The following is a 12,796-nucleotide window of genomic DNA, read 5'->3' as shown; positions in this document are numbered from 1 at the left end:
ATTTTGTCATGCGCGCATTTCACACCGCGCCCGCTATGGTTTACGCATTCGTCAATTAATCGGAGGCGTCGTGCGCCGCTTTGCCCCAGCCCTGCTGACCCTTATCGTTGTCGCCATGCCCAGCTTCGGAACTGCCACTGCCGCAGCGGAATCCGATGGGCGCGCGATCGTCATCGTGTCCGGCGGCGACGCCACGAGTCCGTTCACCACCCCGTCGGCGGCCTGCGCGTCGGGTTTGGCGGCCGGCAACACCGATACCGCGCTGCGCCAGTACCTGCTCGACCAGGGCCACAGCGTCTACACCTCACCCGCGATGGCCGGCCGCGGCCCGGTCGTGGACCAAGACGGGTTCGGCGCCTTCGGTGACTGCCCGATCACGCTGCCCGAGAACATGACCGTCAACTCCACCGGCAGTATCGATACCGCCGGTGAGCACCTGGCCCGCTTCTTCGACCACCTGCACACCGCATACGGTGTCGACGAAATCGACATCGTCGGCCATTCGATGGGCGGGCTGTACTCGCGCGCGGCGATCAGGGTGCTGCAGGGCCTCGGCTCCCCGATCCGGATCCGGTCGCTGACCACCATCGGCACCCCGTGGCAGGGGTCGTATCTCTCCGACTATGCCAACGGCATCATCCCGAGATCGGACTGCCTCGGTGACGCCTTCTGCGAGGCGGCGATGGACGGAATGAAGGCAGAGGTCGAGCGGCTGATGGCCGGTTCAGGGCGCGAGGTCAACCAGGCCTATCTGATGGGTCCCGACGGCTGGAACGAATACCAGGCCGGGGTGCTCGACCAGATCCCGGTCACCCTGATCGGCGGCAACCGCTTCACCGCGCCGACGGGCTCCGCAACGCCGAATCCGGCCGTGTGGCCCAACGACGGCCTCGTCGCGACCTCCAGCGCGCTGGCGACCGACATCAGCGACCGGGTGCTACCGCACCGCCGGACAGTCACCTTCGACGACACCCACAGCATCTTCGTCTCCGACGCCAACGGGCTGCCCTGGGAGACCGGGTTGACCTGGGATCCCCGGGCGCTGGAGGCGGTGAACGCCGCCATCAAGGACTCCTGAGGTCAACCGTCTCCCGCGCGGGTCCACAGGTCGAGCACCCGGAGGAAGATGCGGCGCTCGTCGGCGCTCAGGACTCCCAGCCACCGTTCCTCGCCACGTTGGATCTCCGACTGGGCGGCATCCTTGACCTTCTGCCCCTTCGCGGTGATCGCCAGCAGGCGAACCCGCCGGTCCTCGGGATCGACCTGACGCTCGATATGGCCGCGGTCCTGCAGGTCATCGAGGGTGCGGATGATGCGCGTCTTGTCCGCGCCGATCGCCTCGGCCAGGGCGGCCTGGGAGCGTACCGGCCCGCCGTCCAATGCGCACAGCACGACGTAGCCCCACATGGTGAGGTCGTGCGCCTCCAGCACGGGCAGCTCGGCGGCGGCCATGTCGCGCAGCAACGGGGCGAGCATGGCCGCGAGATCGGGACGACGCGGCACCGCCACATGCTAAGCGTTGCTCAATCATATGCTTTCGCTTATCGTACGCGTATGCGTATCACTTCTGCCGGTATCGCGGCCTCCCACCGAACCGCCGTCCTGCACTCCGTTGCCGTCGTCGAGGCCGTCACCGCATCCGACCTGGATCGGCCGACACCGTGCGCGGGGTGGACGGTGGCCGACCTGCTCGCGCACATGACCGTTCAGCACCGCGGGTTCGCCGCGTCGGTACGGGGCCGCGGCGCCGACGCCCGAATCTGGGATCCCGAGACGGTCAGCGCGCAGGTGCGGGTCGACCCGGCGGGCAGTTACGCTGCCGCCGCCCGCGATGTGCTCGACGCCTTCAGCGCGGACGGAATCGATGACGCCGTCTGCGCCCTGCCCGAATTCGGTCCGGACGCAACAGTTCCCGGCGCGATCGCGATGGCCATGCATTTCGTGGACTATGTCGTGCACAGCTGGGACGTCGCCGCCGCCCTGGGCCTGCCGTTCCAGCTGCCCGACGCGGTGGTCGCCGCGGCGCTGCCGATCGTGCTGGGCATCCCTGATGACAGGTCCCGAGAGGCCGCGAACTCACCGTTCGGGCACGCCGTCGAGGACGCCGGCACAACGGATCTCGGCCGGCTACTGGCGCACCTGGGCAGGCGGCCGGACTGGTCGGCTCAGGAGAACTCGACCGTCACCGGGGCGTGATCGGACCACCGCAGCGCGTACAACTCGGCCCGCTCCACCCGCGCCGACACCGCGCGGGCGGCGAGCCCCGGGCTGGCCAGGTGGTAGTCGATCCGCCAGCCCGCGTCATTGTCGAAAGCCTTACCGCGCCATGACCACCAACTGTATGGTCCCGCAACGTCGGGATGCAGCCGGCGCACCACGTCCACCCAGCCGGTCGACATCAGATCGGTCAGCCACTGCCGCTCTGCGGGCAGGAAGCCCGCCTTCTTGACATTGGCCTTCCACGCCTTGATGTCGCTCTCGGTGTGCGCGATGTTCCAGTCACCACAGAGCACCGCATCATCGCCCTGCGCGAGCAGCGCGGCCATCCGGGTCTCGACCGCGGACATGAAACGTTCCTTCTCCCGCTGGCGCTCGGTCTCGGCTTCGCCGGTGGGCAGGTACACGCTGGCCACCGTGGCCCCTGCGGTGTCGACCTCGATATAGCGGCCGTGCTCGGCGAACTCCTCGGAGCCCGGGCCGATGCGCACCGCGTCGAAGGGTGTGCGCGACAGTACGGCAACACCGTTGCGGCCCTTGACGTGCGGCTCGGCCGCGGCGAGATGCCAGCCGTCGGCCAGCGCCGGCGCCAGCGCGTCGGCCAGCTGCCCGTCATCGGCGCGGGTCTCCTGCAGGCAGACGACGTCGGCGGCGCTTTCCTTCAGCCACGGCAGCAGGCCGAGGTTCTCCGTGGATCGCTGTTTGACCGCTGCGCGGATGCCGTTGACGTTGACGGTGGTGACGATCACGGTGGACGACCCTAGTGGACAGCCCCGACAACAGCACATATCCCCCGGTCGCTGCGCTCTCCCCCGCAAACGGTAGGTGCCCCCAGCCCGCCGAGCCTTGCGGTACCGGCGGTACCGCCATACTGTCGGTCGCTATGACCCAACGCGCACCCATTCATCGCGGAGCGGGTGAACCGATCCTCATGCTGCACCCGTTCCTGTGCTCGCAGAACGTCTGGCGCACGGTGGCCGACCAGCTCGCCGACACCGACCGCTTCGAGGTGCTGGCACCCACCATGGTCGGTCACAACGGGGGTTCCCGCGCGGGCACATGGCTACTGGACACCGCCGCACTGGTCGACGATGTCGAACGTCGGATGGACCAGATCGGCTGGGAGACAGCACATATCGTCGGCAACTCACTGGGCGGCTGGGTGGCCTTCGAACTGGAGCGGCGCGGCCGGGCACGCACCCTGACCGCCATCGCACCGGCCGGCGGGTGGAGTCAACACTCCCCCACCAAGTACGAGACGGTGCTGAAATTCCTGGCCGGCGGCCCGGCCCTGATCGCCGCCCGCCTGCTCGGGCCGCGCATCCTGGATCTGCCGTTCGGTACCCGGATCGCCACCCTGCCCGTCAGCGGGCCCGCCGACGGACCCAGCCGCGCGGATCTGGTCGCCCTCGTCGAAGATGCGACGCACTGCACGGCCTACATCCAGTTGCTCATCAAGACGTTGCGCCTGCCGGGCCTGCTGGAACTTGCCCAGGTAGGCGTGCCGACACACCTGGTGCTGTGCGAGAAGGACCGGGTGTTCCCGAGCCCGCGCGGAACGAAGTACTTCATCGAGAACCTGCCGACCGACGCGACGGTGACCCGCCTGCCCGGCCTGGGCCACATCCCGATGCTGGAGGCGCCCGGCCAGATCACCGAACTGATCGCCGATTTCGCCGATCAGCACACCGAGCGCGAGCGCGAGGCGCCGCCGGCGGGCTGACGCCGATACCGGCGCGGGCGAAAATGGTCAGCTCTTGGCGGACTCCAGCGCGGCGTTGAACGTCTTGGACGGCCGCATGACCGCGGCGAGCTTCTCGGGGTCCGGGTAGTAGTAGCCACCGATATCGGCGTGCCCGCCCTGAACCTCGTTGAGCTCGGCGATGATGGCGTCCTCCTTCTCGGCCAGCGCCTTGGCCAGCGGCGCGAAGTGCTCGGCGAGTCCCTTGTCCTCGGTCTGCTCGGCCAGCGCCTGCGCCCAGTACATGGACAGGTAGAACTGGCTGCCCCGGTTGTCCAGTTCGCCGGCCTTGCGCGACGGATTCTTGTTCTCGTTCAACAGCTTTCCGACCGCGGTGTCCAGCGTCTCACCGAGCAGCTTGGCCTTGGCATTGTCGGTCTTGCTGCCGAGATCCTCCAGGCTGGCGCCGATGGCGAGGAACTCACCCAGCGAATCCCAGCGCAGGTGGTTCTCCTCGACCAGCTGGCTGACGTGCTTGGGCGCCGAGCCGCCGGCTCCGGTCTCATACAGTCCGCCACCGGCCATCAGCGGCACGACCGAGAGCATCTTCGCGCTGGTGCCCAGCTCCAGGATCGGGAACAGGTCGGTGAGGTAGTCGCGCAGGATGTTGCCGGTCGCGGCGATGGTGTCCTGCCCGCGGATCACCCGCTCCAGCGTGTACCGCATGGCCCACACCTGCGGCAGGATCGTGATGTCCAGGCCCTCGGTGTCCTCGTCCTTGAGGTACTCCTTGACCTTCTTGCGCAGCTCGTTCTCGTGCGGGCGCTCGTCGTCGAGCCAGAACACCGTCGTCATGCCGGACTGCCGGGCGCGGTTGACCGCAAGCTTCACCCAGTCGCGGATCGCAGCGTCCTTGACGATCGGCATACGCCAGATATCGCCTTCTTCGACCTCCTGGCTCAGCAGCACCTCACCGGAATCGATGTCGACGATCTTGGCGACACCGGCCTCGGCGATCTCAAAGGTCTTGTCGTGGCTGCCGTATTCCTCGGCCTTCTGCGCCATCAGTCCGACGTTCGGCACGGTACCCATGGTGGTGGGATCGAACTGGCCGTGCGTCTTGCAGAAGTTGATCATCTCCTGATACATCCGCGAGAAGGTCGACTCCGGGTTCACCGCCTTGGTGTCCTTGGTGCGTCCGTCGGCGCCGTACATCTTGCCGCCGAGGCGGATCATCGCGGGCATCGACGCATCAACGATGACGTCGGACGGCGAATGGAAGTTGGAGATGCCCTTCGCCGAATCGACCATCGCCAGTTCGGGGCGATGCTCGTGACAGGCGTGCAGGTCGTTGATGATCTCTTCACGCTGCGAGGCCGGCAGCGACTCGATCTTGCCGTAGAGATCCGAAAGACCGTTGTTGACGTTCACGCCCAGCTCGTCGAACAGCTTCTCGTGCTTGGCGAACGCGTCCTTGTAGAACACCTTCACCGCGTGGCCGAACACGATGGGGTGGCTGACTTTCATCATGGTCGCCTTGACGTGCAGCGAGAACATCACGCCCGTCTTGTAGGCGTCCTCGATCTGCTCCTCGTAGAACTCGATGAGCGCCTTCTTGCTCATGTACATGCTGTCGATCACATCGCCGGCGTCGAGCTTCACCTCGGGCTTGAGCACGGTTTCGCCCGCCGAGGTCTCCAGCACCATCTTGACCTTGCGGTCCTTGTCCACCGTCAGCGACTTCTCGCCGTGGTAGAAGTCGCCGTCCTTCATGGTCGCCACGTGGGTGCGCGACGCCTGCGACCACGTGCCCATGCTGTGCGGATGCTTGCGGGCGTACTCCTTGACGGCCTTGGGGGCGCGGCGGTCGGAGTTGCCCTCGCGCAGCACCGGGTTGACCGCGCTGCCGAGGATCTTGGAGTACCGCTCCTTGATCTGCTTTTCTTCGTCGGTCTTCGGGTCACCGGGGAAGTCGGGGAGGTCGTACCCCTTTTCCTTGAGTTCCTTGATGGCGGCCAGCAACTGGGGCACCGAGGCACTGATGTTGGGCAGCTTGATGATGTTGGCGGCCGGATCCTGGGTCAGCGCACCGAGCTCGGCGAGGTTGTCCGGCACCTTCTGCTCATCGGTCAGGCGGTCACTGAACTCGGCGAGGATGCGCGCCGCCACGGAGATGTCGCTGGTCTTGATGTCGATCCCGGCGGCGTCGGCGAAGGTCCGGATGATCGGCAGGAAGGCATAGGTCGCCAGCAGCGGCGCCTCGTCGGTCAACGTGTAGATGATGGTCGGATGCTCGGCGCTCATGTGTACTCCCGGCGTCACTGTCGTGTCAGATGCAGCGAAAGTCGTTTCTGCCGTGATTCATTGAGCAGAGGCGCTCTCGCACCAGCGGGCCGCCCGCGGCCGTTCTGTCGATGGTCCCGGGCTGCCCTCACCGGCAACACTACAAGGGCCGACGAACCGGCGAGGGGTCAGCTTTGACTACTGGCCAGTAGCTATTTTGTGGCCGCGCGACACCTCCGACAACCAGGTGGCATCGGGTCAACGTCGTGAGTTAGGCTTCATATCGGTCATGAGTGCCAGCATCTAGCCCCGGCTTGCTGGCCGGCAACCCTCCAACCGCGGTGGGGTGCTCCGGGTGAAGACCAGGTTGAGCAGTCGAATGGCGACTGCCGGCAAGCGCGGGTCCGCACCGACGGGCCCCCAGACACAGATGGAGGTTCGTTCCCGTGAGCACGCCACAAGATCCCACCACCTGGTCTTTCGAGACCAAGCAGGTACATGCCGGCCAGACCCCCGACACGGCGACCAACGCCCGGGCCCTGCCGATCTACCAGACCACGTCCTACACGTTCCGCGACACCGACCACGCGGCCGCGCTGTTCGGACTGGCCGAGCCCGGCAACATCTACACCCGGATCATGAATCCGACCACCGATGTCATCGAGCAGCGGGTGGCGGCCCTCGAAGGCGGTGTCGCGGCGCTGTTCCTGTCCTCCGGGCAGGCCGCCGAGACGTTCGCGATCCTGAACCTGGCCGGCGCCGGGGATCACATCGTGTCGAGCCCGCGGCTCTACGGCGGCACGTACAACCTGTTCCACTACACGCTGCCCAAGCTCGGTATCGAGGTCAGCTTCGTGGAGAATCCCGATGACCTGGAGTCCTGGCGCACCGCGATCCGGCCCAACACCAAGGCATTCTTCGCCGAGACCATCTCCAACCCCCAGATCGACATCCTCGACATCCCCGGCGTCTCGGGCGTGGCCCACGAGCAGGGCATACCGCTGATCGTCGACAACACCATCGCCACCCCGTACCTGATCCAGCCGATCGCCCACGGTGCCGACATCGTGGTGCACTCCGCGACCAAGTACCTCGGCGGTCACGGCACCGCGATCGCGGGCGTCATCGTCGACAGCGGCACCTTCGACTGGACCCAGGGCCGTCACCCCGGTTTCACCGAGCCGGACCCCAGCTATCACGGGGTGGTGTTCTCCGAGCTCGGCCCGCCCGCGTATGCGCTCAAGGCGCGTGTGCAGCTGCTGCGCGATCTGGGATCGGCGCTGGCACCGTTCAATGCCTTCCTCATCGCCCAGGGCCTGGAGACGTTGTCGTTGCGCATCGAACGGCATGTCGCCAACGCCCAGCGGGTGGCCGAATACCTGTCCGGGCGCGAGGACGTCATCTCGGTGAACTACGCCGGCCTGCCCACCTCACCCTGGTATGAGCTGGGCCGCACAATTGCCCCCAAGGGCACCGGCGCGGTGCTGGCCTTCGAACTGGCCGGGGGCATCGAAGCCGGGAAGGCCTTCGTCAACGCGCTGACCCTGCACAGCCATGTCGCCAATATCGGCGATGTGCGGTCGCTGGTCATCCACCCGGCCTCCACCACCCATCAGCAGCTGACCGCTGAGGAGCAGCTCACCACCGGCGTCACGCCCGGGCTGGTGCGCCTCGCGGTGGGCATCGAGGGGATCGACGACATCCTGGCCGACCTGGACCGGGGGTTCGCCGCGGCCCAGGCCTTCTCCGGTGCCGGCCAGAGTGTCGCGTCGGTGTGAGGCGGCCCGATGACCATCTTCGACATACTGAGCGACGTGCCGACTCTGCCCGCAGAAGGTGAGCTCGGGGTCGTCCACATCGGCGCCCTGACGCTGGAAAGCGGTGTGGTCCTCGACGATGTATCGATCGCGGTGCAACGCTGGGGCGAGCTGAACCGCGAACGCGACAACGTCGTCATGGTGCTGCACGCACTCACCGGCGATTCGCACATCACCGGCCCGGCGGGCCCCGACCATCCGACACCGGGCTGGTGGGACGGCGTGGCCGGGCCCGGCGCGACGATCGACACCGACCGCTGGTGCGCCATCGCCACCAATGCGCTCGGCGGTTGCCGCGGTTCCACCGGGCCCAGCTCTATCGCTCCCGACGGAAAGCCCTGGGGCTCAAGGTTCCCGGCGATCACCATCCGCGACCAGGTCAATGCCGATCTCGCCGCGCTGGCCGCGCTAGGGATCACCGAGGTGGCCGCGGTGATCGGCGGCTCGATGGGTGGTGCACGGGCACTGGAGTGGATCGTCGGGCACCCGGACACCGTGCGCGCCGGACTGGTCCTGGCGGTCGGCGCTCGCGCCACCGCCGATCAGATCGGCACCCAGAGCACCCAGGTTGCCGCGATCAAGGCCGACCCGGACTGGAACGGCGGCGACTACTACGACACCGGCCGCGGCCCGGCCGCGGGTCTGGAGATCGCGCGACGCGTCGCGCACCTCACCTACCGCGGCGAGGCCGAGCTGGACTCCCGGTTCGGCAATGACGCCCAGGGCGACGAGGACCCCACCAACGGTGGGCGCTACGCCGTGCAGAGCTACCTGGAACATCAGGGCGGCAAGCTGGTGTCCCGGTTCGACGCCGGCACCTACGTCGCGCTCACCGACGCACTGAGCAGCCACGATGTCGGCCGCGACCGCGGTGGCGTGGAGGCCGCGCTGGCCGGCTGCCCGGTGCCGGTGCTCGTCGCGGGCATCACCTCCGACCGGCTGTACCCGCTGCGCCAGCAGCAGGAACTGGCCGACCTGCTGCCCGGATGCGCCGAACTGAAGGTTGTCGATTCGATCTACGGCCACGACGGGTTCCTGGTGGAGACCGAGGCGGTGGCTCCGCTGATCCGGCAGACCCTGGAAATCGCGTCCCGGTGAGCCCGTCGAACAAGCAGGGATCCCTGTCGTTCGGCGAGGAGGCCGCCGCCTACGAACGCGGGAGGCCGTCCTACCCGCCGGAGGCCATCGACTGGCTGTTGCCGACCGGCGCGCAACGGGTGCTGGACCTCGGCGCGGGGACCGGCAAGCTGACCGTGCGGCTCGTCGAGCGCGGCCTGGACGTGATGGCCGTGGACCCGATTCCCGAGATGCTGGAAGTCCTCAGCCACTCTCTGCCGCAGACCCCGGCGCTGCTGGGTACGGCCGAAGAGATTCCGTTGCCGGACAACAGCGTTGATTCCGTGCTGGTGGCCCAGGCCTGGCACTGGTTCGACCCGAAACGCGCCGCACAGGAGATCGCCCGGGTGCTACGCCCCGGTGGCCGACTCGGGCTGGTGTGGAACACCCGCGACGAACGGATGGGCTGGGTCAAGGATCTCGGCGCCATCATCGGGCACGAGCACGATCCGCTCAGCGACGAGGTGACGCTGAGTACGCCGTTCACCGATGTGGAACGCAATCGGGTGGAGTGGACCAGCTACCTGACCCCGCAGGCGCTCATCGATCTGGTGGCGTCCCGCAGCTACTGCATCACCTCGCCCACCGAGGTGCGCACCCGCACCCTGGAGAAGGTCCGCGAACTGCTGGCCACCCATCCGGCGCTGGCCAACAGCACCGGTTTGGCGCTGCCCTACATCACGGTCGGAATCCGGGCGACGCTGCCATGATCTGGCGTCATTGACACCGACGCCGGAATATTCGTTTCCCCGAATGGGTAGTAGACGGTGAACGACGAGAGGCCCGCGATGTCCAAGCGTGACCGAGACCGTCTCATGGCAGCCGGAGGCAACGCCCCCGTGGTGCAGATCGCCGCCATGGTGATCGGGGCGGTGTTCCTGGTGTTCGGGGTCGCGGGCTTCATCCCGGGTATCACCAGTGACTTCGACGAACTGAGCTGGGCCGGTCACCACTCCGGCGCGCTGCTGCTCGGAGTGTTCGCGGTGTCGATCCTGCACAACGTCGTGCACCTGGCGTTCGGGATCGCCGGCCTGATTCTCGCCCGGACCGCGGCGTCGGCCAAGGCGTATCTGCTCTGGGGCGGCGCCGCATACGCGGTGCTGTGGGTCTACGGGCTGGCGATCGATCACCACGGCCCGCTGAACGTCGTGCCGGTCAATGCTGCCGACAACTGGCTGCACCTCGGTTTGGCGGTCGCCATGATCGGCTCAGGTGTGACGCTGGGGCGCTTGGCGATTCAGCCCGAACAATCCTGAGTCAGGACGTCCCCAGCGGGTCGATGGTCCAGGCAATGTAGAGCATCGTCGCGCTGACGGTCGCGGTGGTCACAAAATCGATGGTGCGGGAACGGATCACCAGCAGACCGGCGCGGTCGTCGGAGAGCGCCAGCCGCAGAGCTGCCGCCACCCCGACGGCGATCCCGATGACGAGCGCGCCGCGGCGCCAGTACCCGGCGATCACCAGCCCCAGTGCGGCCAGGAGTATCAGGCCGACCAGCAGGATCGGCCACTGGCCGGCAAAGACCTTGCGGGCGAACTCCTTTGCGGTCACTAGGCGCGCTCCGCGCGCTCCACCACGTTGGTCAGCAGGAATGCCCGCGTCAACGGGCCCACCCCGCCGGGGTTGGGCGACACGTGACCGGCGACATCCCAGACGTCGGGCGCCACGTCACCGGTGAGCTTGCCCTCGACCCGGCTGACGCCCACATCCACCACGGCGGCGCCGGGTTTCACCATGTCGGCGGTGACCATATAGGGCACCCCGACCGCGGCGATGATGATGTCCGCCTGCCGGGTCAGCTCGGCAAGATCACGGGTTCCGGTGTGGCACAACGTCACCGTGGCGTTCTCCGAGCGACGGGTGAGCAGCAGGCCGAGCGGGCGGCCGACCGTGACTCCGCGGCCGATCACCACCACGTGCGCACCGGCGATCGGCACGTCGAAACGACGCAGCAGGTGCACGATGCCGCGCGGCGTGCAGGGCAGCGGCGCTTCTTTGCCCAGGACCAGCCGACCCAGGTTGGTGGGGTGCAGCCCGTCGGCGTCCTTGTCCGGGTCGATGCGCTCCAGGGCCGCGTTCTCGTCGAGGTGCTTGGGCAGCGGCAGCTGCACGATGTAGCCCGTGCATTCGGGGTTGGCGTTGAGTTCGTCGATCGTCTCGTCCAGGGCGGCCTGGCTGATATCGGCGGGCAGGTCACGACGGATCGAGTTGATGCCCACCTTCGCGCAGTCGGCGTGCTTGCCGCGCACGTAGGCCTGCGACCCCGGGTCGTCTCCGACCAGGATGGTGCCCAGTCCCGGGGTGCGGCCGGCGGCCGTCAGGGTGGCCACCCGCCCCTTGAGATCGTCGAGAATTTCGTCGCGGGTGGACTTACCGTCCAAAGTCGTCGCTGCCACGTAGGTCATTGTGGCAGGCTCGCCCGGTATGAACATCCAGCCCGGAGTGTTCACTGACGTGTTCGGCGAAGCCAAACTCGGTCCGGTGACGCTGCGCAACCGCATCATCAAGGCCGCCACCTTCGAGGCGTCCACGCCGAATGCGCTGGTCACCGATGATCTGATCAAGTACCACCGACTCCCGGCGGCAGGCGGTGTGGGCATGACAACGGTCGCCTACTGTGCCGTCACCCCGGGCGGGCGCACCGACGGCTGGCAGCTGTGGATGCGGCCGGAGGCGCTGCCCGGGCTGCGCCGGCTCACCGAGGCCGTGCACACCGAGGGCGCAGCGATCAGCGCCCAGATCGGCCACGCCGGCCCGGTCGCCAACGCCAAGACCAACAAGGCCCCGGCCCTGGCCCCGGTGCGGTTCTTCAATCCGCTCTCCATGCGGTTCGCCCGCAAGGCCACCGCCGAGGACATCCGCGCGGTCACCGCCGCGCACGCCAACGCCGCACGGCTGGCCATCGACGCCGGATTCGACGCGGTGGAGATCCACCTCGGGCACAACTATCTGGCAAGTTCGTTCCTCAGCCCGATGCTCAACCGGCGCACCGATGAGTTCGGCGGCTCGCTGGAGAATCGTGCCAAGGTCGCGCGCGGGCTGGTGCGGGCGGTGCGCGACGCCGTCGACACGCACGGGGCCAAGAAGATCGCGGTCACCGCCAAGCTGACGATGACCGACGGGGTGCGCGGCGGCATCCCGATCGACGAATCCCTGCAGACCGCCAGGTGGCTGCAAGATGACGGCGGGCTCGACGCCATCGAGCTGACGGCGGGCAGTTCCCTGGTCAACCCGATGTACCTGTTCCACGGTGACGCGCCGCTCAAGGAGTTCGCCGGTGCGTTCAAACCCCCGATCAGCTGGGGCATGCGGATGACCGGCAAGAAGTTCCTGCGCGAATACCCGTACCGGGAGGCCTACCTGCTGCGGCACGCCCGCCAGTTCCGGGCCGAGCTGTCGCTGCCACTGATCCTGCTGGGCGGTATCACCAACCGCGAAACCATGGATCTGGCGATGGCCGAGGGATTCGAGTTCGTCGCGATGGGTCGTGCGCTGCTGGCCGAACCCGACCTGATCAACCGCATCAAGGCCGACGGGGACGCCCACACGGTCAAAGCGCTGTGCACGCACTGCAACAAATGCATGCCGACGATCTACAGCCACACCCATTGCGTGGTCACCGGCGCTCCGGACACGCTCACCGTCTGACGATCCTGCGCCGAGAACGCCTCAGATCGGCAAC

Annotated in this window: 13 protein-coding genes and 1 riboswitch; of the genes, 8 read left to right on the top strand and 5 right to left on the bottom strand. The window is 67.5% G+C overall.

Annotated features, from left to right (window positions below; all coding sequences use genetic code 11):
* Positions 1 to 115 precede the first annotated feature (115 nt).
* Positions 116 to 1,078, top strand: a complete 963-nt coding sequence (locus tag C6A86_RS05920; RefSeq protein WP_105361578.1) for a triacylglycerol lipase — start codon at positions 116 to 118, stop codon at positions 1,076 to 1,078.
* A 2-nt stretch (positions 1,079 to 1,080) separates the two neighbouring features.
* Here the strand turns inward: C6A86_RS05920 and C6A86_RS05915 are convergent, their stop codons facing one another.
* Positions 1,081 to 1,476 (bottom strand): MarR family winged helix-turn-helix transcriptional regulator, encoded by a 396-nt coding sequence (locus C6A86_RS05915; RefSeq protein WP_105361582.1) that lies wholly within the window; start codon positions 1,474 to 1,476, stop codon positions 1,081 to 1,083.
* Positions 1,477 to 1,554: 78 nt separating this feature from the next.
* Here C6A86_RS05915 and C6A86_RS05910 point away from each other — a divergent pair, with 78 nt between their 5' ends.
* Positions 1,555 to 2,196: a TIGR03086 family metal-binding protein gene (locus C6A86_RS05910; protein ID WP_105361579.1), complete on the top strand. Its 642-nt coding sequence runs from the start codon at positions 1,555 to 1,557 to the stop codon at positions 2,194 to 2,196.
* On the opposite strand, the gene C6A86_RS05905 is transcribed toward C6A86_RS05910, so the two are convergent.
* Positions 2,166 to 2,966, bottom strand: coding sequence for an exodeoxyribonuclease III (locus C6A86_RS05905; protein ID WP_105361580.1), 801 nt, complete (start codon positions 2,964 to 2,966; stop codon positions 2,166 to 2,168). The two genes, C6A86_RS05910 and C6A86_RS05905, sit on opposite strands and share 31 nt — an antisense overlap.
* Positions 2,967 to 3,100: 134 nt before the next feature.
* On the opposite strand from C6A86_RS05905, the gene C6A86_RS05900 reads away from it, so the two are divergent.
* Positions 3,101 to 3,940 (top strand): alpha/beta fold hydrolase, encoded by an 840-nt coding sequence (locus tag C6A86_RS05900; RefSeq protein ID WP_105361581.1) that lies wholly within the window; start codon positions 3,101 to 3,103, stop codon positions 3,938 to 3,940.
* 27 nt (positions 3,941 to 3,967) lie between these two features.
* Here C6A86_RS05900 and C6A86_RS05895 read toward each other — a convergent pair whose 3' ends face one another.
* Positions 3,968 to 6,202, bottom strand: coding sequence for an NADP-dependent isocitrate dehydrogenase (locus C6A86_RS05895; RefSeq protein ID WP_311101055.1), 2,235 nt, complete (start codon positions 6,200 to 6,202; stop codon positions 3,968 to 3,970).
* A gap of 264 nt (positions 6,203 to 6,466) precedes the next feature.
* Positions 6,467 to 6,586, top strand: a riboswitch (SAM riboswitch).
* A 41-nt stretch (positions 6,587 to 6,627) separates the two neighbouring features.
* On the opposite strand from C6A86_RS05895, the gene C6A86_RS05890 reads away from it, so the two are divergent.
* From C6A86_RS05890 to C6A86_RS05875, 4 genes are all read left to right on the top strand, one after another.
* The gene (locus C6A86_RS05890) at positions 6,628 to 7,959 is read left to right on the top strand and encodes a bifunctional o-acetylhomoserine/o-acetylserine sulfhydrylase (RefSeq protein WP_105361695.1); all 1,332 of its coding nucleotides are present in this window, start codon (positions 6,628 to 6,630) and stop codon (positions 7,957 to 7,959) included.
* Between the two features lie 9 nt (positions 7,960 to 7,968).
* The gene (locus C6A86_RS05885; protein ID WP_105361696.1) at positions 7,969 to 9,096 is read left to right on the top strand and encodes a homoserine O-acetyltransferase; all 1,128 of its coding nucleotides are present in this window, start codon (positions 7,969 to 7,971) and stop codon (positions 9,094 to 9,096) included.
* Entirely contained in the window at positions 9,093 to 9,824 is a 732-nt protein-coding gene (locus tag C6A86_RS05880; RefSeq protein ID WP_199196052.1) for a class I SAM-dependent methyltransferase, read from the top strand. Before C6A86_RS05885 ends, C6A86_RS05880 begins: the two co-directional genes overlap by 4 nt.
* 105 nt (positions 9,825 to 9,929) lie before the next feature.
* On the top strand, positions 9,930 to 10,370 hold the full coding sequence (locus C6A86_RS05875; RefSeq protein WP_105361700.1) for a DUF4383 domain-containing protein: 441 nt from the start codon (positions 9,930 to 9,932) through the stop codon (positions 10,368 to 10,370).
* Between the two features lies 1 nt (position 10,371).
* On the opposite strand, the gene C6A86_RS05870 is transcribed toward C6A86_RS05875, so the two are convergent.
* The gene (locus C6A86_RS05870; protein ID WP_105361697.1) at positions 10,372 to 10,665 is read right to left on the bottom strand and encodes a DUF3017 domain-containing protein; all 294 of its coding nucleotides are present in this window, start codon (positions 10,663 to 10,665) and stop codon (positions 10,372 to 10,374) included.
* Positions 10,665 to 11,510, bottom strand: a complete 846-nt coding sequence (locus C6A86_RS05865) for a bifunctional methylenetetrahydrofolate dehydrogenase/methenyltetrahydrofolate cyclohydrolase (protein ID WP_311101211.1) — start codon at positions 11,508 to 11,510, stop codon at positions 10,665 to 10,667. Before C6A86_RS05865 ends, C6A86_RS05870 begins: the two co-directional genes overlap by 1 nt.
* A 28-nt stretch (positions 11,511 to 11,538) precedes the next feature.
* Between C6A86_RS05865 and C6A86_RS05860 the strand changes: the two genes are divergently transcribed.
* Complete coding sequence (locus tag C6A86_RS05860; protein WP_105361409.1) at positions 11,539 to 12,762, top strand: NADH:flavin oxidoreductase; 1,224 nt, start codon at positions 11,539 to 11,541, stop codon at positions 12,760 to 12,762.
* Positions 12,763 to 12,796 lie beyond the last annotated feature (34 nt).

Origin of the sequence: Mycobacterium sp. ITM-2016-00316, from assembly GCF_002968335.2 — a bacterium.
GTDB lineage: Bacteria > Actinomycetota > Actinomycetes > Mycobacteriales > Mycobacteriaceae > Mycobacterium.
The sequence above is the reverse complement of the archived record's forward strand: the minus strand, read 5'-3'. Positions and strand labels throughout refer to the sequence as shown.

Excerpts from the sequence above, each read along its gene's own strand:
- C6A86_RS05920 (WP_105361578.1), top strand. The coding sequence starts at position 116 with ATGCCCAGCTTCGGAACTGCCACTGCCGCAGCGGAATCCGATGGGCGC.
- C6A86_RS05915 (WP_105361582.1), bottom strand. The coding sequence starts at position 1,476 with ATGCTCGCCCCGTTGCTGCGCGACATGGCCGCCGCCGAGCTGCCCGTG.
- C6A86_RS05910 (WP_105361579.1), top strand. The coding sequence starts at position 1,555 with ATGCGTATCACTTCTGCCGGTATCGCGGCCTCCCACCGAACCGCCGTC.
- C6A86_RS05900 (WP_105361581.1), top strand. The coding sequence starts at position 3,101 with ATGACCCAACGCGCACCCATTCATCGCGGAGCGGGTGAACCGATCCTC.
- C6A86_RS05895 (WP_311101055.1), bottom strand. The coding sequence starts at position 6,202 with ATGAGCGCCGAGCATCCGACCATCATCTACACGTTGACCGACGAGGCG.
- C6A86_RS05885 (WP_105361696.1), top strand. The coding sequence starts at position 7,969 with ATGACCATCTTCGACATACTGAGCGACGTGCCGACTCTGCCCGCAGAA.
- C6A86_RS05875 (WP_105361700.1), top strand. The coding sequence starts at position 9,930 with ATGGCAGCCGGAGGCAACGCCCCCGTGGTGCAGATCGCCGCCATGGTG.
- C6A86_RS05860 (WP_105361409.1), top strand. The coding sequence starts at position 11,539 with ATGAACATCCAGCCCGGAGTGTTCACTGACGTGTTCGGCGAAGCCAAA.